Source organism: Bradyrhizobium sp. UFLA05-89, assembly GCF_059803475.1.
The window spans coordinates 17,808-36,362 of the sequence record NZ_JBANBA010000070.1 but is presented as its reverse complement, the minus strand read 5'-3'; the positions used below and the strand labels follow the sequence as shown (position 1 = coordinate 36,362).

The following is an 18,555-nucleotide window of genomic DNA, read 5'->3' as shown; positions in this document are numbered from 1 at the left end:
CCGGCCTGCCCTCTCACGTCCCCTCTCCTGCGCCGATGAGCATCACCCCGTCCAAACCGATGGCCGCGCTTTGGATGGCCGGCTGGCTGTCACTGACGCTGGTCATGGCGGTGGCCGGCCGCGAAGCCGCGCGGCAGATGAACGTCTTCCAACTGATGGAGGTGCGCTCGCTGATCGGTTTCGTCCTGCTCTATCCGTTCGTCTATCGCGCTGGCGGCTTTGCGACGCTCAAGACTGTTCGCCTGCCCCAGCACATCGTGCGCAACCTGATCCACTACGTCTCGCAGCTCGGCTGGTTCTTCGCGCTGACGCTGATCCCGATCGGTCAGGTGGTGGCGATCGAGTTCACCATGCCGATCTGGACCGCGATCCTGGCTGCAAGCTTTCTGTCCGAGCGCATGACGCCGTGGAAGATTGCCGCAATCGTGCTTGGCCTCGTCGGTGTGATCATCATCGTTCGGCCCGCCGCGGGCGAGATCAATCCCGGTCAGTTGATCGCGCTCGGCGCCGCCATGGGTTTTGGCGTGTCGATGGTGCTGGTGAAGTCGCTGGCGCGCACCGAGAGCGCGCTGGCGATCCTGTTCTGGATGATCGTCGTGCAGGCGGTCGCAGGCTTCTTTCCGGCCCTCTATGTCTGGGCCTGGCCGCCGACCTATCTCTGGGGCTGGGTGATGGTGGTCGCCATCTGTGGCACATTCGCGCATTACTGCCTCGCCAGCGCGATGCGCTACGCCGACGCCACGATCGTCGTGCCGATGGATTTCCTGCGGGTCCCCCTGACGGCGATGGCCGGCTGGCTGTTGTATTCAGAGCGGCTCGACGCGTGGACGGTGTTCGGCGCCGTGCTGATCCTGCTGGGCAATCTCCTGAATTTGAAGCCGACACAGGTTCCCGCCCGCGCGCAGTGAACCAATTCGATACGGCTCGCGACCAATCCAGGTGGCAAAGCGTGATCTGGATCACGCTGAAGGGGCGGCTTCTCGGGGCTTGCTTGGTTGTCGACAAGGGTTGGGCACTGTGGGTGCTGACGCGCGGCGTTTTCGTGTAAGTTTGCACCCGCATTTGCTGCTTCGAATTCGATTCTGTTGGGGATTTCACATGCGCTACCTCACCATCCTCGTTTCGCTGATCTGCATGGCGTTGTCGGTCAGCGCCGCGAAGGCCGATCGTCGTGTCGCCTTCGTGGTCGGCAACGGCGCCTACAAGAACGTCGCACAATTGCCGAACCCGCCGATCGACGCCAAGGCGATGGCGGCGACGCTGCGCAATGTCGGCTTCGAGGTGATCGAAGGGTCCAATCTCAGCCGCGACCAGATGACGGAAAAGCTGCTGGACTTCGGCCGCAAGGCGCAGGGCTCCGACATCGCGGTGTTCTATTATGCCGGCCACGGCATTGCCGTCGGCGGCACCAACTACCTCCTGCCGGTCGATGCCGACATCAAGTCGGAGATGGACGTCAAGTTAGGCGCCGCCATCAACATCGACCTGACCCTCGACCAGACCATGGGCGATGCCAAGGTGAAGCTGGTGTTCCTCGACGCCTGCCGCGACAATCCCTTTGCCGCCAAAATCAAGTCGAACTCCGCCACCCGCAGCGTGAACGTGCAGAGCGGCCTTGCCGAGATGAAGTCTGGTGAAGGCACCTTGATCGCGTTCGCGACCGGTCCGGGGCAAACGGCGCTCGACGGCCAGGAGGGCAACAACAGCCCGTTCACACGCGCGCTGATCGACAACATCACCAAGCCCGGCATCGAGATCCAGCAGGCGATGACGTCGGTGCGCGCCCAGGTCAACGAGGAGACTCACAAGGGTCAGCTTCCCTGGGGCCACACCAACCTGATCGGCGCCGTCTATCTCAATCCGTCGCAGCAGGGCCAGCAGGTGGCCAACGCCGCGCCGACCGCGACGGGGGCGGCCCCAACCGCTGCAGGCGGCAACGCGGACGCGGCCAATGTCGAGCTCGAGTACTGGCGCTCGGTGAAGGAATCCAACAAGCCGGAAGAGCTCAACGCCTATCTCTCCGCCTATCCGAACGGCCAGTTCAAGGCCCTGGCGCTGGCACGCATCGCCGCGATCCAGAACGGCCCGTCGACCGCGACCCGGACCCTGAACGCCGGCATCGATCCCGCAACCTTCACCGAAGAAGCGAGCCAGCTCACCGAAGACCAGATCGGCCTGGACAAGAACCAGCGCCGCGACGTGCAGCGCCGCCTCACCGGCCTCGGCTTCGACACCAAGCAGACCGGCGCGTTCAGCGACGAGACCCGCGGCGTGATCAAGCGCTGGCAGGCCGCCCGCGGCTATCCGGCCTCTGGCTACTTCAACAAGCTCCAGCACAAGGCGCTGCTCTCCGAGATCGTCGCCACGACCGCGCCGACCGCGAGTAACGGGAGCAGCCAGCAGCCTCCCCGTCGCGCCCCCAGCAACACCGCCAGCGCGCCTGCGCCCGCCCAGCGCAGCGGCGGCGGCGATGCCGCCGGCGCAGCCTTCATCGGCGGTGTCATGGGCGGCATGATGGGCGGCATGTTGCGGCGGTGAGACGCCAGTCCGTAGCTCCAAAGCAGCGACACAAAAAGCCCGGCTCGCGCCGGGCTTTGTTCTTTCTCAACCGTCATGATGCGCGCTCTCTTCACGGAGCGGTTCTGCCGCACAGCCCGACTGGACGGTTCGACAAAAACATCGAAAACAACCCCGTGCAAAGTAGCCGATGGTCGCGGATCATTGGCTTGCACATACCGCGGGCCGTTTGACACGTCGGGCAAAACAGCGGCGCGAGACGGCATGACAGTTTTGAGACGCGTTTGAATCAAGCACGAAATCCTGCGTTGCATTGATTTACATTTGCAACTCATGTGAGGGACAATCGTAAGGATGATCGGATGGCAAGACCAAAGTTGAAGAATACCGTCAACTGGCAGCCGGTGGTGATGCGGATGCTCTTTATCGATTGGCTTGGGAATACTTCAGGGGAGAGTTCGTTCCGAAGGACGCTGTCGCCGCCATCGCGCAGCTCAGGCAATGGGAGAGGACGAATCCAGAACTAGCACGGTTCAACATCGCGAAAATGAAATACGCCGAAGGCGATGCTTCTTTCATCGAAGAAATTCGAGCAGATTGTAGTGCCGGATTTGGACCATCCCTTTACCTGATGGGGGTGTACTCACTAAACCGGGTGGGGGGACAAGCAGGTCTAGCGAGCGCGGTTGAATATTTCGGGAGGGCGGCTCAGATGGGCCATCTGCCTTCGCAATATTTTGTATGGAAGATTAGCAAGTTGGGCCTTCGACGTCGTCTTACTACGGCTATTCCTGCGTTGCGCGCCGCTTTGGCCGTGGCGGCCGCCGCTTGGCGCAACGAGAGCAATGAGCGTACCCTTACTTGAGGCGGCTACAACGCGGCTGGCCAGGTAACGTCGGTGACCAATCCCCGCGGCCAGACCACGAGCTATCAGTACAACACCAGCGGCGATCTCACCGCGATCGTCAATGCCAACAACGCCACCGCGGCCAGCTTCACTTACGATGCTTATGACCGGGTCAAAACCTACACGGACTCGGAGGGATGGACGGCAACCTACGACTATGACGAATTACGGACGAATTACGGTGACAGTGCATTCAATTGACACCACTCTCTCTGGCCGGCATGCTGGGGCATGGCCCGTCTCGCCCGTGTCGTCATTCCCGGTCATCCGCATCACGTCACACAGCGCGGCAACGGCCGGGCGCGAACGTTCTTTGGCGACGCTGACTATGCGCTCTATCGCGACCTGCTCGCGGCGAATTGCCGGAACGCCGGCGTCGAGGTGTGGGCCTGGTGCCTGATGCCGAACCACGTGCATCTCATCCTGGTCCCCTCCGATCCCGACGGGCTGCGTCGCGCGCTCGCGCGCGTGCACCGGTCCTATGCCGGCGCGATCCAGGCGCGGCGCAAACGCACGGGGCATTTCTGGCAAGGGCGGTTCGGCGCGGTTGCCATGGACGAAGACCATCTCGCAGCAGCGCTACGCTACGTATCGCTCAACCCCGTGCGCGCCCGGCTGGTGCAGCGTGCGCAGGATTGGCGATGGGCGAGCACGCGCGCGCATCTGCGCGGCAAGGACGATGGGGTAACCATGCTGGCGCCGGTCAGGGACCGCTTCCCGCGCTTCGCCGATCTGCTCGACAGCGCGCCGGAGACCGACTTGTTCGCCCAACTGCGTGCAGCGGAGAGCATCGGCCGACCGCTCGGTAACGACCGCTTCATCGCCCGCCTCGAGCGATTGACAGGGCGACCTCTCAAACCGGCCAAGCGTGGACCGAAGCCTCAGACTGATGGCGATAGCGAATAGTTTTGTACACTGTCACCGTAATTTCGGAATCGACAGTTTTGCCCTTGCGCAGGTGCACTTCCTCTCCGAAGACCCAAGACAATTTATGGAAGGCGCCAACTTATACGCCTACGTTCTTGGGAATCCCGTTCAGTTTACGGATCATTTAGGATTGGCCACGTTCTGCGAGAAGGTCAGAGCGATTTGTCTGGCGGTCATGTGCTATGTTACCGGCTCGACGCCGCCGCGGATCGAAATAACGCCACCAAGACGACACGTCATTACGGGATCAAAAGATCCGAAAAAATGACAACAAAGCTTTGCCGTTCGATTAATCGTCAATTGGATTCCCTGCCATGAGTGGGTCCGACTTCAATGAGTTTCAGCAAGAGCCTGATTTGCCAGCGCTGTCTGCGGCCCACGAATTGTTGAAAGCGCACCCCGAAAGGGCGTTGCCCATGCTGGAAGAGTTGGCGGGCAGAGGATCATTGATGAGCATGGTATATCTGGGCGATGTTTATCGAAAAGGGTTAGGCGCCCCGCCTGATGTTGAACGTGCCAAGAGTTGGCTCAATCGCGCGACGAGCGAGGGATCGCGCGTAGCTCCACATCAACTCGGATTGCTGTGCTTGGATTTGAAAGAGTACCAACGCGCGGAAGAGATGTTCCGCCTTGGAGCGTCTTGGAACTACCTGCCGTCGTTATACCGGCTTGGCATGATGTTTGCGGATGGCACCGGGGTAACTCCGCAGCCAACTTTGGCCCGCGAGTTTTTTGAAAGAGCATCCTCCCTAGGGCACGTCTTTGCAAAACGGCGTCTAGCTGGCCTGTTGCTTCGAGGCAGGGGTGGACCCGTCGACTTCACTAGAGGCATCTGGTTGTTTGCCTCTGGGCTGGCTGAGGCTGTCATGGGTGCAGTCTCTGATCCCGAAGGTCAACGAATGAGAAGCTGATGGCATGCGGGGGTATCCCTAGCTCCTGGACTGCCCCCTGAAGTGAGACACGATAATTTCAGTGACAGGCATTTCGAGAAGGAGCTTGCTTAGCAAGCGTCTCGAAGGCCGAGCAGCCTCTACGGGGGCCCTCATGGTTCTCCGAGCGATGCGAAGCATCGTCCGGAGACGGCGCTTGCGCGCCTCCTCACCATGAGGGATTGGAGCCCTACTTCCCCGCAGCCTTGCGCAGCGCATCGTTGATCCGGTCTTGCCAACCCGGGCCGCTGGACTGAAAGAACTCCAGCACGTCCTGATCGATCCGCAAGGTGACCTGCTCCTTGATGCCGGGCGCCACGTTCTTCTTCGGCGGGGCCTCGGCGACCTTGGCGGTCACCTTCTTGAACGCGGCTTCGGCCTCCGTCCTGGCATCGCCCAGGGTCCGCGGCCGCCTCGGTTGATCCGCCATGCCTAGATTCCCTCAAACAGAGCAGTCGAAAGATAGCGCTCGGAGAACGACGGCACCACTGCCAGGATGGTTTTTCCCGCAGCTTCCGGCCGCTTGCCGATCTGGAGCGCGGCGGCGATCGCTGCGCCCGCGGAAATGCCGCCCGGGATGCCCTCATGCCGCGCCAGTGCACGCGAGGTTTCGATCGCGGTCGTCGAGTTGACCTTCACGATCTCGTCGATCACCGAGCGATCGAGAATGTCGGGAATGAAGCCGGCGCCGATGCCCTGGATCTTGTGCGGGGTGTGCTGACCGCCTGACAGCACCGGGCTCTCCTCCGGCTCGACCGCCACGACCCGCAACGACGGCTTGCGGGGCTTGAGCACCTGGCCGACACCCGTGATGGTGCCGCCGGTGCCGACACCGGCGACGAAGAAGTCGATATTGCCGCCGGTATCGTTCCAGATCTCCTCGGCGGTGGTGCGGCGGTGCACCTCGGGATTGGCGAGGTTCTTGAACTGCTGCGGCATCACCGAATTCGGCGTCGTCTTGAGCAGCTCCTCGGCGGTTGCGATCGCGCCCTTCATGCCCTGCGCCGCCGGCGTCAGCACGATTTCGGCGCCGAGGAAGGCCAGCATCTTGCGCCGCTCGATCGACATGGATTCCGGCATCACGAGCTTCAGACGATAGCCGCGCGAGGCGGCGACAAAGGCGAGCGCGATGCCGGTATTGCCGGAGGTCGGCTCGATCAGCACCGTATCGGGCTTGATGATGCCCGCCTTCTCCATTGCAATGATCATGGCCGCGCCGATGCGGTCCTTCACGCTCGCGGCCGGATTGAAATATTCAAGTTTCGCGAGAATGGTCGCATTCACCCCTTGCAGACCCGGCAACCTGCGCAGCCGCACGATCGGCGTGTCGCCGAAGGCGTCCACGATCGAGTCATAAACCCGGCCGCGGCCGGCTGAGTGCACTGCACCCGTGGTGGACGAAGCGTCCATGATGAACTCCCTATGACAACAATGTTCGCTTTGTCAGCGATCTTGTTCAGTTAGAGGCAGCGTGTGACGACACGCAAGCAACAATGAGAGGCATTGCCAATTCGCTGCATCGCAAAATCGCTCAAAGATTAAATATCAGAAAACCAACGTATTTGTGTTGCGACCTCGTCAACGAACTCTGCTTATGTTAGACTTACGTTTAACAGCAGGGAGGTCCCACGATGTCAGCAGTAGCTGAAGTCCTGTCGACCGTCGCACGTAACCGCGATCCACGTTGCAGCGAGTTGCCCACCTGTCCGGTCTGCGCCGACTCCATGGTCGCCGCCGAAGCTTCGGCCTATGTCTCGGACCAACTGATCAGCTATCTCTGGACCTGTGATACCTGCGGCTATGGCTTTGTGACCAAACATTCGGTCAAGCGGTTCACTTGCAATTGACGCCTAGCGTGGTGCGATGTCGCCCCTCGCCCAGTCTTCCCGCCTACGCTGATAGAATTCTTCGAACTTGCCGTGTTGGATCGCGTCCCTGATGCCCTGCATCAGGGACTGGTAATAGGCGATATTGATATCTGACAGCAGCATGGCGCCGAGCGTCTCGCCAGACTTGACGAGATGGTGAAGGTAGGCGCGCGCGTAGTTGCGCGCCGACGGCCATGCGCTTTCCTCATCGAGCGGCCGCGGATCGTCGGCGTGGCGCGCGTTGCGCAGGTTGACCTGGCCGAAGCGCGTGAATGCGACCCCGTGGCGGCCATTGCGCGTCGGCATCACGCAATCGAACATGTCGATGCCGCGTTTCACGGCTTCGAGAAGATCATCTGGCGTGCCGACGCCCATCAGATAGCGCGGCCGGTCGGACGGTAGCGCCGGGGCGGTCTCGTCGATCATCGCCAGCATCACCTCCTGCGGCTCGCCGACCGCGAGCCCGCCGATCGCGTAGCCGTGAAAGCCGATCTCGACCAGTCCTTCCGCGCTCGCATGCCGCAGCGACGGAACGTCGCCGCCCTGCACGATGCCGAACAGCATGTAGCCTTCAGGCGCGCTCTCGAATGCGCGCTTGCTCCGCTCCGCCCAGCGCAACGACAACCGCATCGCGCGCTCGATGTCGTCGCGCTCGGCCGGCAGCCGCACGCATTCGTCCATCTGCATGGCGATGTCGGAGCCGAGGTAGCGCTGCACCTCGATCGACCGCTCAGGCGACAACTCGACCTTGGCGCCGTCGATATGCGAACGGAAGGTGACCGCGTTCTCGCTGACCTTGCGCAAATCCGACAGCGACATCACCTGGAAGCCGCCGGAATCCGTCAGCATCGGGCCGTTCCACCCCGTGAACTTCTGCAAACCGCCAAGCGCCGCGATGCGTTCCGCGCCCGGCCGCAGCATCAAATGGTAGGTGTTGCCGAGGACGATGTCGGCGCCGGCCTCGCGTACCTCGCGCCAATGCATGCCCTTCATGGCGCCCGCGGTGCCGACTGGCATGAAGGCGGGCGTGCGCACCACGCCATGGGGCGTGGTCAGGCGGCCGGCGCGCGCAGCGCCATCGGTTGCGAGCAGCTCGAAATGATTGGGAAGACCGCGATTGGGAAGATTCATGGCGCTGCTTATTGCGTGCCGGCGGGTGCGGATCAACCACCTGTGCAAGCCTGGATCTGGTCCATGTCCCCGGCCCGACACAATTGAGCCGCCCAGCCGGCCTTCCGCTTGTTAAATAAAACGATACCGTATAGTTTTAACAAGGGGCAGGATGGGAATGCCGCAGGCGATATGCCGGCGGCCGCGTGCGTGTGGGTGACTTACGGCGAATGCCTTCCCCTTCATTTTTGACCGGATCGATCCTGTTCGATGACGGGATCTGCAGAACGGGCATGCGCCTGCTGCGCTTGGCCACCCTGCTCTGCGGCCTGGCGCTGGCCGGGTGCACGACCCTGCCGCGGACGCCCTACTCGGCGGCCGATGCGAGCAGCTCGCGCGTTCTCGATATCGACGGCCTGCGCCGCTACACCGACGAGCCCATCGACAAATTCCGCTCAGGCAAGGACGACGCCGCGGCGGCCACGACGTACCTGGCGCTGTCCGGCGGCGGCGCCGACGGCGCCTATGGCGTCGGCGTGCTGAACGGCTGGACCGCGGCCGGCAGGCGCCCCGCCTTCTCGGTCGTCTCGGGCGTCAGCACCGGCGGGCTCATTGCACCGTTCGCGTTCCTCGGGCCGCAATATGACGACACGCTCAGGGAGCTCTACACCAGCGGCATCGCGGAGAGCCTGCTGAGCGATCCCAGCATCATGCGCGTGCTGTTCGGCTCGGGCCTGTTCGGCAACACGCGGCTGCGCGAGCTGGTTGCCCGCTATGTCGGGCCGGAAATTTTGGCGCAGGTCGCGCGCGAGCATGCCAAGGGCCGCAAGCTGCTCGTCGTGACCACCGATCTCGACACCCAGCGCACCGCCGTCTGGGACATGGGCAGGATCGCCGCACTCGGTACGCCCGAGGCGCTCAAGCTGTTTCGCGACGTGATGGCGGCCTCCGCCAGCATTCCGCTGGTGTTTCCGCCGATCCTGATCGAAGCCGAAGGCCAGGGCCGGCGCTTTCAGGAGATGCATGTCGATGGCGGCGTCACGGCGCCGGTCCTGACGCTTCCCGAAGACCTACTGTTCCACGGGCGCCTGCCCGGCAACAGCCGGGTGAACATCTACATTCTCGTCAACAAGAAGATCGAACGCACTTTCGAGCTCGTACCCAATGGCACAATCGAGGTCGCCTCGCGCAGCCTGTCCTCGATCACCCAGTCACAGACACGCTCGGTGATCTTCTCGACCTACGATTTCGCGCGCCGCAATCACCTCGGCTTTCACCTGTCCTATATCGAGCGCGATTATCCGCCGCCGCCCTCGCAAGGATTCGACACGGCCTATATGCGCGCGCTCTATCAGTATGGGTACGAGAAGGCCGCGGCCGGCCGCGCCTGGAGCTCGACGCTTCCCTAAGGCCGCAGGAGCCGCGGCGGAACGGCGCGTTGCCGAGACAGTTGATGATGTGGCCGATTCGGCCAGATTCGCGGTGACGCCCCTCTTGCTGCGCGTTATAGAGCGATGACGACGATCACGACCGCGCAGGAATCATTGGGCATGGGATTGACTGCGATCAAGACGAGAGCGGCGAAACGGGAGGTCCCGAAATCGCGTGGCGGCCGGCCGACCAAGAGCGCGGCCATCGAGCGCGACCAGCGGCTGATCGAGGTCGCGACACGCCTGTTCCTCGATCGCGGCTATGACGCGACTTCGCTCGATGCCGTGGCGGAGGCGGCCCGGGTCAGCAAGCCCACCGTGTACGCGCGCTATGGCGACAAGCGCGGTTTGTTTGCCGAGGTTCTGAGGCGCGAGATCGCGCGCTGGCTGGCGCCGCTCGCCGAGGCCGCCGAGGTGCAACTCACGCGCCCCTCGGACATTTCGGTCGAGCAGCGCCTGGTCGAGGTCGGGCGCGAGATGCTGATGTTCACCTGCGGCCCCGACGCCGTCGCCTTCAGCCGCATGATGACGTCACAGGCCATCAACTTCCCCGACATCGCCAAGCTCGGCAAGGAGGAAGGCTGGATGAAGGCCGTCGCCACGACGGCGCGGTTCTTCGATCATCTGGTCGCGCAGGGCGCGATGGACCTCGAGGATACCGGTATCGCGGCCGAGGTCTTTCTCGACGTCGTGGTCGGCCATACCCACCGGATGGCGACGTTCGGGACACCGCTTGAGATGAAGACGGCCGAAAAGCGCATGCGCTCGGCGATCCGGCTGTTTTTGGCCGGTGCGCTCGGCCCCCCGGGCCGCGTCCAGGCCGCGACCAAAGGTGCTGTTCGGCGCCGCCCGTCCCGCTGACAGATTCGTGACCGGTTATCTCCGCCCGATGACGAATTGCACCTTGCTCGTAATAAAACGATACGGTATGGTTTTGTTTATAAGCAAGGTACGGGCTGATGCCTTCCCAGCCCCTGGCAGGCCCGCACCGTTCTTAAGACTTTGATCGCTGCAACATCCTACGCTGTTGCGGCGTTCCGCGGCCGGCCAGTTGCCCCCGGTCGGCCGCGCCCTTTCCTGCACCTCCGCACGGGTGAAGACGATGACGGCACCGATGCGCGCTCCGAAACGCTGGAAATCACTGCTCGTGCTCACTCTGTGGGCGGCCCTGCTCCCTGCGCCGGTTTATGCGGTGGCGGCGACGGCAGACGCGAGAGCCGCGCTCCGGAGCGAGGCCGACGACGGCGCCGCCCTGGACCAGCGGACGGTCGACCGCGAGCTCGCGCTGTTCCGCGACTCCGCGATCTCGCTGAGGCAGGCGATGGCGATCGCCGAGGCGCAGCATGCGGGTTCGACGACGGCGGACGTCAGTTTCGACGGGGCCGCCGCCTCGCCGGTCTACCGGGTAAAAACCTTGCACAACGACCGTGTCTGGCAACACGCGATCGACGCCACAACCGGCAAGATCGTCGGCGGCGGCGCGGCCTCACCGCTCGACGAGTTCGATGCAGATGACCGCAGCAACCTTGCCACCCTCAAGACCATCCAGCACCGCCTGGCCGACGCTGTGCGCGTGGCCGAGCACGCGGCCTCCGGCAAGGCGATCAGCGGCGGCATGGTCCGCGAGGGCGGCCGACTGAACTTCGCGATCGTCGTCATGAGCGGCACCGATCTCAAGGAGGTCATTCTCGAGCCGCCCGGCGCCGCGAGCCGGCGGTAATACGAGGCGCCTGCTCCATTACAGCCCCGGATCGGGCTGAAAAGCCGTTGACGACGCCAAGACTCTCCCGCATAAGTCGCCGCCATGATGACCGCGACGAAACGCACGACGAAAACCACCACGGCCTTCGGGGCCCGGGGAGGCGTGCGCGCGTAGTCACAGACTTAACGCATCAGCTCTACCGCAGCCCCGCACCGTGATGGTCCGGGGCTTTTTTGTTGTCTAAAGCTCAATGGAGGAGAATGTGAGTAACGATCCCGTCGTCGCGATTGTCGGCGTCACCGGTGCGGTGGGCGCCGAATTCATCGCCACCATGGACAAGCGTGGTTTCCGCGTCGGCAAGCTGAAGGCGCTGGCAAGCGCCCGCTCCGCCGGCAAGACGGTGTCGTTCCGCGGCCAGCCGGTCGTGATCGAAGAACTCGGCGAGCGTTCCTTCGACGGCGTCGACATCGCGCTGTTCTCCGCCGGCGGCAGCATCTCGAAGAAGTACGCGCCGATCGCGGTGAAGTCCGGCGCGGTCGTGGTCGACAACTCCTCCGCCTTCCGCATGGACCCGAACGTGCCGCTGGTGATCCCCGAGATCAACGCGAGCCGCATCCGCGACCACAAGGGCATCATCGCCAACCCGAACTGCGCGGCAATCACTGCGCTGGTGCCGCTATGGCCGATCCACCAGAAGAACCGCATCAAGCGTGTGATCATTTCGACCTATCAGGCCGCCAGCGGCGCTGGTGCTGCCGCGATGGAGGAGCTCGTCGAGTCGACCCGCGCAAACCTCAACGGGCAGGTTTACACGCCCAAGGTGATGCCGCACCCCTACGCCTTCAATCTCTTCAACCACAACACCGCCGTTGATCCCGAGACCGGTTACAACGACGAGGAGACCAAGGTCATCAAGGAGACCCGCAAGATCTTCGAAGACGAGAAGATCGCCATCGGCGTCACCTGCGTCCGCGTGCCGGTGCTGCGCGCCCATTGCGAGGCCATCACCTTCGAATGCGAGAAGCCGATCACCGAGGACCAGGTCCGCGCGATCATGGCCCAGGCGCCCGGCGTGAAGGTCGTCGACGACCGCGCCAAGAACTACTTCCCGATGCCGATTGACGCTTCCGGCCAGGACGACGTTCTCGTCGGCCGCATCCGCAAGGATCTGAGCGACCCGAGCGGGCATTCGATCTCGATGTTCGTGGCCGCGGATCAGCTGCTCAAGGGTGCAGCACTCAACGCAGTGCAGATCGCGGAGCTGCTGCCGCAGCGCGTGATTGCGTAGCGGAAGAGTTGTAGATGCGTAGGGTGGGCAGAGGCGCGCAAGCGCCGTGCCCACCTCTTCTCTCGCGCAGTCAAGAAAGACGGTGGGCACGCTTCGCTTTGCCCACCCTACAACGTGCGGCTAATTGCTTGTGCCCCGAAACAGCAGGCACGCATCGCCATACGAATAGAAGCGATACCCCTCCGCGATCGCATGCGCGTAGGCGGCCTTCATCGTCTCGATCCCTGAAAACGCCGACACCAGCATGAACAGCGTCGAGCGCGGCAGGTGAAAATTGGTCAGCAAGATATCGACGGCACGGAAGCGATAGCCGGGGGTAATGAATATCGCCGTGTCGGCTGCGAATGGCTGGATCGTGCCATCCTCGTCAGCCGCACTCTCCAGTAACCGCAGCGACGTGGTGCCGACCGCGACGATGCGGCCGCCGTTCTTTCGCGTTGTGTTCAGCACATCCGCCGTCTCGGCCGAGATCGTACCCCATTCGGCGTGCATCTTATGGCCTTCGGTGTCGTCGACCTTCACCGGCAGGAACGTTCCGGCGCCGACATGCAGCGTGACGCGGTTGAGGCCGACGCCGCGCGCGCGTAACGCCTGCTCCAGCGCCGGCGTGAAATGCAGGCCGGCTGTCGGCGCTGCGACGGCGCCCTCATTGGCCGCGAACATGGTCTGGTAGTCGGCCAGATCCTGGTCATCCAGCGTGCGCTTCGAGGCGATGTAGGGCGGCAGCGGCGGGCTGCCGAGATCTGATATCGCCTGGTCGAGCGTAGGCCCATGAAACGAGAACGACAACGTCACCTCGCCTTCCGCACCCTTGGCCTCGACCTCGGCGTCGAGATGACCGAGCAGGCAGACCTTGCCTTCATTGCCGAACCGGATGCGGTCGCCGGCGACGAGCTTTTTCGCCGGCTTCACCAGCGCCTGCCAGCGCGAGCCGTCGAGACGCTTGATCAGCGTCGCCTCGATCTTCGGCTCAGTCTCGCGGCCGATGCGGCGGCCCTTCAATTGCGCCGCGATCACCTTGGTGTCGTTGACGACGAGCTGGTCGCCCGGCTTCAGCCACTGCGGCAGGTCGGAGATGAGGTGATCGCGCAGCGCGCCGCCCTCCACGACCAGCATCTTGGCGGAGTCGCGCGGATGCGCCGGGCGCAGTGCGATGCGCTCGGTGGGCAGGTCAAAGTCGAAGAGATCGGTGCGCATTTGGACTCGGCCGCGGTACAGCCAGCCGCTCATCCTGAGGAGCGCGGAACGCGCGTCTCGAAGGATGAAGGCCCGACTGCTGCTACAGCGGTGGCCTCATGGTTCGAGACGGCGCTTCGCGCCTCCTCACCATGAGGGGAAACACTTACTCCTTGTCCGCCGCCATGCGCGCCTTGACGATCTTGTCGGGATTCATCACGGGCTCGCCGCGCTTGATCTTGTCGACATTCTCCATGCCCGCGGTGACCTTGCCCCACACGGTATACTGGTTGTCGAGGAAGCGGGCGTCGTCGAAGCAGATGAAGAACTGGCTGTCCCCGGAATCGGGATTGGCGGCGCGGGCCATCGAGGCGGTGCCGCGCACATGCGGCTCCTTGTTGAACTCGGCCTTCAGCTTCTTGCCGGAGCCGCCGGTGCCGGTGCCGTGTGGGCAGCCGGTCTGCGCCATGAAGCCGTCGATCACGCGATGGAACACGATGCCGTCGTAGAATCCCTCGCGTACCAGCTCCTTGATGCGTGCAACATGGCCAGGCGCGAGGTCGGGCCGCATCTCGATGGTGACGGGGCCCTGCGTGGTCTCGAGGATCAGGGTGTTTTCGGTGACGCTCATGCTTTTCTCTCTGGGGTTGGGGGTGAAGTCTTCCGGCCGTGGAACTGGACCGCGAATGGACGCCCCGCAGCGGCGCCGGCCATCGTTTCGGTAAATGGCATCGGCGTGCAGCGTTGCAATGCCTCCATCACCGCGATCCGGTATTCGAGCCGGTCATTATCTGAGGCATCCTTGGACTCGTAGGTGATCCTCGGGTGGCCCAAAATCTCTCCGGCGCGGTTAAAGCTCACGACGACCGTGATGTCGATGGGGCGGGCCTTCGAGGGCGGCGGCGGTTTCCAGCAACGGCCCAACCGCACGAAGATATCGCGGATGGTGTTGACCTGCTCGTCCTGCGCCGCTGCACTCGTGATGCCAAGCAGGAGCACCGCGGCAGCTACGAGGAGCTTTTCACCGCGGCGCGTCATCGCCTCTCCTATTTGATGTCGGAGGCGACCTGCACCTTCACCATCTTGTCGGGGTCGGTGACGGTGCCGCTGCCGGAACCAGGCGGTGCCTTCTTCAGCTTGTCGACGACGTCCATGCCCTGCACGACTTCGCCGACTACGGTGTACTGGCCGTCGAGACTGCCGCCGTCCGCGAACATGATGAAGAACTGCGAATTGGCGCTATCGACGCTGTCGCCGCGGCGGGCCATCCCGACGACGCCGCGGGCGAAATGCACCTTGGAGAATTCCTGCTTCAGGTTCGGATATTTCGAGCCGCCGGTGCCGTTGCCGTTCTGGCCGTCGCCGGTCTGCGCCATGAAGCCGTCCATCACGCGGTGAAACGGCACGTTGTTGTAGAAGCCTTCGCGCGCGAGTTGCTTCAGCCGCTCGGCATGCTGGGGCGCAAGATCCGTGCGCAGCTTGATGACGATGCGGCCCTTGGTCGTGTCGATGACGAGCGCGTTGGCCTTGTCGAGGCCCGCCGGCAGGGTCTGAGCGACGGCAGGGGCAATGCCGATCAGCGCGGCAAAGATCGTGGCAAGAATTGCGAGACGACGGATCATGAAAACTCCGGATCAGATGAGATGAAACGCGCGCCGCTAGCCGGCGAATTTTGCCTTGAGCAGGCTTGCGACGAGCGGCGGCACGAATGCCGAGACATCCCCGCCCATGCCGGCGATCTGGCGCACCAGTGTGGCGGTGATCGGGCGGACCATGGGTGAGGCCGGCAGAAAGACGGTGTGCACCTCCGGCGCCATGGCCTCGTTCATGCCGGCAAGTTGCATCTCGTAGTCGAGGTCAGTGCCGTCGCGAAGCCCCCTGATCATGATGGTCGCACCGTGCTTTCGCGCCGCGGTCACGGTCAGGTCGTCGAAGGTCGTGGCTTCGAAGGCGCAGCCGGCCTGGGCAGCGATCGGCCCGCAGACGTCGTAGAGCATCTTGAGCCGTTCCTCGGTCGAGAACAGCGGCTTCTTGCCGGGGTGCACGCCAAGCGCAACGACCAGACGGTCGCACAGGGGAACGGCATGCCGGACCACGTCCAGATGGCCGTTGGTGATGGGGTCGAAGGAACCCGGATAAAAGGCGATACGCGGCATGGCCTCCTCCTACCGCGCCCTGCATTGCCCGGCAAGCCGGCAGGTTCCCTGCCCGCTTTTCCCGCAAGAAATGTCGGAACCCCCTGAACTGTTTCGTCCTGAGGGCAGCGACGAAACAAAACGGATCGCGAACGAAACCATTTCCCGTATCCGCGAAGACGTCCGGAAACTGGCCATGGTTACTAATCCGCGCAACGAAATGACGGGCCGCAAACAGGCGCAGCGGCCGCATCACAGGGGACCGTCTATGATCAAGACTCTTTCAGCGATCGCTGTTGCTGCATGCGTTGCCGCGGCTCTTACCGTGCTGCCCGGTTTCGCTCCGACCGTCGAAGCCAGCGTGCCGCAGCCCCTCGCCAAGGGTGACCGGCTGGATATCCGCGTCATCGGCAAGGATTGCTCGCAGCAGGCCTGGCCGAATTTCGAAGCCTCCTGCCTGCGCCGCGCCGGCACCAAGGCAAACGTCCGCGAGGTGCGCCTGGTGACCGCCGACCGGACGCCGTAGGCAAGCTGCCTAATCCGGCGTCACACAAACCCCATGGAAATTTGCGGCGTCTCGTCGCAGACTGAGCTGACGACCGCGCCCTCCGGATAGCCCGGCGGGCGCGTCGCCATCAGGGGGTTGCCATTGACCAGTACGCCTGCTGTCGCTACCGGCCACCATCCCAATCCGCTGCCCCTTGCCATGACCATGGGCGCCCTGGGGGTCGTCTACGGCGATATCGGAACAAGCCCCCTTTATGCCTTGAAGGAGGCCGCCAAGGCGGCAGCCCATGGCGGGACGGTCACCCAGGACGCCGTGCTCGGCGTTGCGTCCCTGATCCTGTGGGCGCTGCTCCTGATCATCTCGCTGAAATACGCACTGCTGATCCTGCGCGCCGATAACCGCGGCGAAGGCGGCATCGTGGCGCTGCTGGCACTGCTGCATGCGCGTCACGCCCAGCCGGGCACATGGCGTGCACATCTCCTGGTGGTCGGCCTCGTTGGCGCCGCCCTGCTCTATGGCGACGGTGCGATCACGCCGGCGATCTCGGTGCTGAGCGCCATCGAAGGTCTGAAAGTGGATGCGCCATCGCTCGCGCCGGTCGTGGTGCCGATCACGATCGCCATCCTGATCGGCCTCTTCATGATGCAGAAGCAGGGCACCGGCTTCATCGGCCGGATCTTTGGCCCCGTCATGCTGGCCTGGTTCGGCGTGCTCGCCGCACTCGGCATCCACGGCATCGTCAAGGCGCCAGCGGTGCTCGCCGCGCTGAGTCCGCTCTATGCCTTTGAATTCCTGATCCACCAGGACTTCCACATTTCCTTCGCGATCCTCGGCGCGGCCTTCCTGGCGGTGACCGGGGGCGAAGCGATGTATGCCGACATGGGGCATTTCGGGCGCTTGCCGATCCGGCTGGCCTGGTTCGCCATCTGCCTGCCGGCCCTGGTGCTCAATTATTTCGGACAGGCCGCGCTCCTGATCACCGACCCCACGATGATCGAGAATCCGTTCTTCCAGCTCTGCCCGGATTCGCTGCACTACCTGCTGGTCGCCTTCTCGGCTGTTGCGACCGTGATCGCCTCGCAGGCCATCATCTCAGGCGTGTTCTCGCTGACCCAGCAGTCGATCCAGCTCGGCTTCCTGCCGCGGATGCAGATCCGTCACACCCAGAGCGATGCGATCGGCCAGATCTATGTACCGCTGGTGAACTGGCTGCTGGCCGCCGCAACGCTCGGCGCGGTGCTCTCCTTCGGCACGTCGGACGCGCTTGCCGGCGCCTACGGCATCGCGGTGTCGCTCCTGATGGCGATCACCACGCTGCTCGCCGCGCTTGTCGCGATCCAGTGGGGTTATTCGCCGTGGCTGGTCGTTGCGGTCAACGGCTTCTTCTTTGCGATCGACGTGATCTTCTTCGCGGCCAATTCGATCAAGCTGTTCGAGGGCGGCTGGTTTCCGCTGCTGCTCGCCGGCCTCGTCGCCTTCCTGATGCTGACCTGGCGCAGCGGCGTCAAGCTCGTCGAGCGCGCCCGCGCGAAGCTCCGCCAGCCCGAGGAGGATCTGATCGAGACCGCCGTCAACAAGTGCCGCGCCAGGCTTCCCGGCACCGCCGTCTATCTCGCCTCGGCGCCGAAAGGCGTGCCGCTGGCGCTGACGCAATTCGTCAAGCACAACCGCGTGCTGCACGAACGCGTGCTGCTCGTGACCGTCCTGATCGAGGAAATCCCGCACGTGCCCGACGAGGAGCGCACCGAGGTTATCGAGATCATCCCGGCGATCACGCGCGTGGTCATGCATTACGGCTTCATGCAGAACCCGACCATCTATGAGGGACTGAAGCTCGCCTGCCGGCAGGGCAAGCTGCCGGGCATCGACCTCTCCGACATCACCTACTATGTCGGCCGCGAGACCATCATCCCGAGCGAGGACATTCCGGGCATGTGGGTATGGCGAGAGTCGCTGTTTGCCTTCCTGCAACGCAACGCCGAACGTTCCGCCGCGTTTTTCGGCGTGCCGACCGGACAGGTGGTGGAGTTCGGTACGGAGCTGGAGATCTAGCGGATG

The 18,555-nt window shown here is 63.6% G+C and carries 21 protein-coding genes and 1 pseudogene; 14 read left to right on the top strand and 8 right to left on the bottom strand.

Features of this window, described 5'->3' with window-relative positions:
- The first annotated feature begins 35 nt into the window (after nucleotides 1-35).
- The 7 genes and pseudogenes from SO139_RS29525 (at nucleotide 36) to SO139_RS29495 (ending at nucleotide 5,262) form a co-directional block, all read left to right on the top strand.
- On the top strand, nucleotides 36-908 hold the full coding sequence (locus SO139_RS29525; protein ID WP_498541065.1) for a DMT family transporter: 873 nt from the start codon (nucleotides 36-38) through the stop codon (nucleotides 906-908).
- A gap of 190 nt (nucleotides 909-1,098) precedes the next feature.
- Nucleotides 1,099-2,538 carry a caspase family protein gene (locus SO139_RS29520; protein WP_449382524.1) on the top strand — a complete coding sequence of 480 codons (1,440 nt, stop codon included), beginning with the start codon at nucleotides 1,099-1,101 and terminating at the stop codon, nucleotides 2,536-2,538.
- Nucleotides 2,539-2,911: 373 nt separating this feature from the next.
- Entirely contained in the window at nucleotides 2,912-3,382 is a 471-nt protein-coding gene (locus SO139_RS29515) for an SEL1-like repeat protein (protein WP_498541064.1), read from the top strand.
- 18 nt (nucleotides 3,383-3,400) lie between these two features.
- Nucleotides 3,401-3,625, top strand: a pseudogene (locus SO139_RS29510) (hypothetical protein); the annotation flags it as partial.
- Nucleotides 3,626-3,655: 30 nt separating this feature from the next.
- A complete protein-coding gene (locus SO139_RS29505; RefSeq protein WP_449382526.1) occupies nucleotides 3,656-4,330 on the top strand; it encodes a transposase in 675 nt (224 codons plus the stop codon).
- Complete coding sequence (locus SO139_RS29500; protein ID WP_449382527.1) at nucleotides 4,314-4,619, top strand: RHS repeat-associated core domain-containing protein; 306 nt, start codon at nucleotides 4,314-4,316, stop codon at nucleotides 4,617-4,619. Before SO139_RS29505 ends, SO139_RS29500 begins: the two co-directional genes overlap by 17 nt.
- Before the next feature lie 46 nt (nucleotides 4,620-4,665).
- Complete coding sequence (locus tag SO139_RS29495) at nucleotides 4,666-5,262, top strand: tetratricopeptide repeat protein (RefSeq protein WP_498541062.1); 597 nt, start codon at nucleotides 4,666-4,668, stop codon at nucleotides 5,260-5,262.
- 208 nt (nucleotides 5,263-5,470) lie between these two features.
- Here the strand turns inward: SO139_RS29495 and SO139_RS29490 are convergent, their stop codons facing one another.
- Together SO139_RS29490 and cysK are read right to left on the bottom strand one after the other, a co-directional pair.
- The gene (locus SO139_RS29490) at nucleotides 5,471-5,710 is read right to left on the bottom strand and encodes a BrnA antitoxin family protein (RefSeq protein WP_449382529.1); all 240 of its coding nucleotides are present in this window, start codon (nucleotides 5,708-5,710) and stop codon (nucleotides 5,471-5,473) included.
- Between the two features lie 2 nt (nucleotides 5,711-5,712).
- Nucleotides 5,713-6,690 (bottom strand): cysteine synthase A, encoded by a 978-nt coding sequence (gene cysK / locus SO139_RS29485; RefSeq protein WP_449382530.1) that lies wholly within the window; start codon nucleotides 6,688-6,690, stop codon nucleotides 5,713-5,715.
- A gap of 221 nt (nucleotides 6,691-6,911) precedes the next feature.
- Between cysK and SO139_RS29480 the strand changes: the two genes are divergently transcribed.
- The gene (locus tag SO139_RS29480) at nucleotides 6,912-7,127 is read left to right on the top strand and encodes a hypothetical protein (RefSeq protein ID WP_449382531.1); all 216 of its coding nucleotides are present in this window, start codon (nucleotides 6,912-6,914) and stop codon (nucleotides 7,125-7,127) included.
- Between the two features lie 3 nt (nucleotides 7,128-7,130).
- Here the strand turns inward: SO139_RS29480 and tgt are convergent, their stop codons facing one another.
- Nucleotides 7,131-8,279 carry a tRNA guanosine(34) transglycosylase Tgt gene (gene tgt / locus SO139_RS29475; protein ID WP_449382532.1) on the bottom strand — a complete coding sequence of 383 codons (1,149 nt, stop codon included), beginning with the start codon at nucleotides 8,277-8,279 and terminating at the stop codon, nucleotides 7,131-7,133.
- Nucleotides 8,280-8,551: 272 nt separating this feature from the next.
- Here tgt and SO139_RS29470 point away from each other — a divergent pair, with 272 nt between their 5' ends.
- The 4 genes from SO139_RS29470 to SO139_RS29455 all read left to right on the top strand — a co-directional run bounded on the left by SO139_RS29470 (nucleotide 8,552) and on the right by SO139_RS29455 (nucleotide 12,678).
- Nucleotides 8,552-9,667, top strand: coding sequence for a patatin-like phospholipase family protein (locus SO139_RS29470; RefSeq protein WP_449382533.1), 1,116 nt, complete (start codon nucleotides 8,552-8,554; stop codon nucleotides 9,665-9,667).
- 141 nt (nucleotides 9,668-9,808) lie between these two features.
- Nucleotides 9,809-10,549, top strand: coding sequence for a TetR/AcrR family transcriptional regulator (locus tag SO139_RS29465; protein ID WP_449382556.1), 741 nt, complete (start codon nucleotides 9,809-9,811; stop codon nucleotides 10,547-10,549).
- 241 nt (nucleotides 10,550-10,790) lie between these two features.
- The gene (locus SO139_RS29460; protein WP_449382534.1) at nucleotides 10,791-11,408 is read left to right on the top strand and encodes a PepSY domain-containing protein; all 618 of its coding nucleotides are present in this window, start codon (nucleotides 10,791-10,793) and stop codon (nucleotides 11,406-11,408) included.
- A gap of 232 nt (nucleotides 11,409-11,640) precedes the next feature.
- Complete coding sequence (locus tag SO139_RS29455) at nucleotides 11,641-12,678, top strand: aspartate-semialdehyde dehydrogenase (protein ID WP_449382535.1); 1,038 nt, start codon at nucleotides 11,641-11,643, stop codon at nucleotides 12,676-12,678.
- 120 nt (nucleotides 12,679-12,798) lie between these two features.
- Here SO139_RS29455 and queA read toward each other — a convergent pair whose 3' ends face one another.
- The 5 genes from queA to coaD all read right to left on the bottom strand — a co-directional run bounded on the left by queA (nucleotide 12,799) and on the right by coaD (nucleotide 16,010).
- A complete protein-coding gene (queA, locus tag SO139_RS29450) occupies nucleotides 12,799-13,875 on the bottom strand; it encodes a tRNA preQ1(34) S-adenosylmethionine ribosyltransferase-isomerase QueA (RefSeq protein WP_449382536.1) in 1,077 nt (358 codons plus the stop codon).
- A gap of 145 nt (nucleotides 13,876-14,020) precedes the next feature.
- The gene (locus SO139_RS29445; protein ID WP_449382537.1) at nucleotides 14,021-14,485 is read right to left on the bottom strand and encodes a peptidylprolyl isomerase; all 465 of its coding nucleotides are present in this window, start codon (nucleotides 14,483-14,485) and stop codon (nucleotides 14,021-14,023) included.
- Nucleotides 14,482-14,892, bottom strand: coding sequence for a UCP034077 family protein (locus SO139_RS29440; RefSeq protein ID WP_449382538.1), 411 nt, complete (start codon nucleotides 14,890-14,892; stop codon nucleotides 14,482-14,484). Before SO139_RS29440 ends, SO139_RS29445 begins: the two co-directional genes overlap by 4 nt.
- 8 nt (nucleotides 14,893-14,900) lie before the next feature.
- Nucleotides 14,901-15,476 (bottom strand): peptidylprolyl isomerase, encoded by a 576-nt coding sequence (locus tag SO139_RS29435; RefSeq protein ID WP_449382539.1) that lies wholly within the window; start codon nucleotides 15,474-15,476, stop codon nucleotides 14,901-14,903.
- A 36-nt stretch (nucleotides 15,477-15,512) separates the two neighbouring features.
- Nucleotides 15,513-16,010, bottom strand: a complete 498-nt coding sequence (coaD, locus tag SO139_RS29430) for a pantetheine-phosphate adenylyltransferase (RefSeq protein ID WP_449382540.1) — start codon at nucleotides 16,008-16,010, stop codon at nucleotides 15,513-15,515.
- 247 nt (nucleotides 16,011-16,257) lie between these two features.
- Here coaD and SO139_RS29425 point away from each other — a divergent pair, with 247 nt between their 5' ends.
- The gene (locus SO139_RS29425) at nucleotides 16,258-16,515 is read left to right on the top strand and encodes a hypothetical protein (RefSeq protein ID WP_449382557.1); all 258 of its coding nucleotides are present in this window, start codon (nucleotides 16,258-16,260) and stop codon (nucleotides 16,513-16,515) included.
- A gap of 180 nt (nucleotides 16,516-16,695) precedes the next feature.
- Entirely contained in the window at nucleotides 16,696-18,549 is a 1,854-nt protein-coding gene (locus tag SO139_RS29420; RefSeq protein ID WP_449382558.1) for a potassium transporter Kup, read from the top strand.
- Nucleotides 18,550-18,555: the final 6 nt, after the last annotated feature.

What these genes read in the sequence shown, in the direction of transcription:
- SO139_RS29465 (WP_449382556.1), top strand. Translation starts at nt 9,809, where the DNA reads ATGGGATTGACTGCGATCAAGACGAGAGCGGCGAAACGGGAGGTCCCG.
- SO139_RS29440 (WP_449382538.1), bottom strand. Translation starts at nt 14,892, where the DNA reads ATGACGCGCCGCGGTGAAAAGCTCCTCGTAGCTGCCGCGGTGCTCCTG.
- SO139_RS29425 (WP_449382557.1), top strand. Translation starts at nt 16,258, where the DNA reads ATGATCAAGACTCTTTCAGCGATCGCTGTTGCTGCATGCGTTGCCGCG.
- cysK (WP_449382530.1), bottom strand. Translation starts at nt 6,690, where the DNA reads ATGGACGCTTCGTCCACCACGGGTGCAGTGCACTCAGCCGGCCGCGGC.
- SO139_RS29505 (WP_449382526.1), top strand. Translation starts at nt 3,656, where the DNA reads ATGGCCCGTCTCGCCCGTGTCGTCATTCCCGGTCATCCGCATCACGTC.
- SO139_RS29520 (WP_449382524.1), top strand. Translation starts at nt 1,099, where the DNA reads ATGCGCTACCTCACCATCCTCGTTTCGCTGATCTGCATGGCGTTGTCG.
- SO139_RS29470 (WP_449382533.1), top strand. Translation starts at nt 8,552, where the DNA reads ATGCGCCTGCTGCGCTTGGCCACCCTGCTCTGCGGCCTGGCGCTGGCC.
- coaD (WP_449382540.1), bottom strand. Translation starts at nt 16,010, where the DNA reads ATGCCGCGTATCGCCTTTTATCCGGGTTCCTTCGACCCCATCACCAAC.
- SO139_RS29435 (WP_449382539.1), bottom strand. Translation starts at nt 15,476, where the DNA reads ATGATCCGTCGTCTCGCAATTCTTGCCACGATCTTTGCCGCGCTGATC.
- SO139_RS29480 (WP_449382531.1), top strand. Translation starts at nt 6,912, where the DNA reads ATGTCAGCAGTAGCTGAAGTCCTGTCGACCGTCGCACGTAACCGCGAT.
- SO139_RS29445 (WP_449382537.1), bottom strand. Translation starts at nt 14,485, where the DNA reads ATGAGCGTCACCGAAAACACCCTGATCCTCGAGACCACGCAGGGCCCC.
- tgt (WP_449382532.1), bottom strand. Translation starts at nt 8,279, where the DNA reads ATGAATCTTCCCAATCGCGGTCTTCCCAATCATTTCGAGCTGCTCGCA.
- queA (WP_449382536.1), bottom strand. Translation starts at nt 13,875, where the DNA reads ATGCGCACCGATCTCTTCGACTTTGACCTGCCCACCGAGCGCATCGCA.
- SO139_RS29490 (WP_449382529.1), bottom strand. Translation starts at nt 5,710, where the DNA reads ATGGCGGATCAACCGAGGCGGCCGCGGACCCTGGGCGATGCCAGGACG.
- SO139_RS29455 (WP_449382535.1), top strand. Translation starts at nt 11,641, where the DNA reads ATGGAGGAGAATGTGAGTAACGATCCCGTCGTCGCGATTGTCGGCGTC.
- SO139_RS29420 (WP_449382558.1), top strand. Translation starts at nt 16,696, where the DNA reads ATGACCATGGGCGCCCTGGGGGTCGTCTACGGCGATATCGGAACAAGC.
- SO139_RS29525 (WP_498541065.1), top strand. Translation starts at nt 36, where the DNA reads ATGAGCATCACCCCGTCCAAACCGATGGCCGCGCTTTGGATGGCCGGC.
- SO139_RS29460 (WP_449382534.1), top strand. Translation starts at nt 10,791, where the DNA reads ATGACGGCACCGATGCGCGCTCCGAAACGCTGGAAATCACTGCTCGTG.
- SO139_RS29495 (WP_498541062.1), top strand. Translation starts at nt 4,666, where the DNA reads ATGAGTGGGTCCGACTTCAATGAGTTTCAGCAAGAGCCTGATTTGCCA.
- SO139_RS29500 (WP_449382527.1), top strand. Translation starts at nt 4,314, where the DNA reads ATGGCGATAGCGAATAGTTTTGTACACTGTCACCGTAATTTCGGAATC.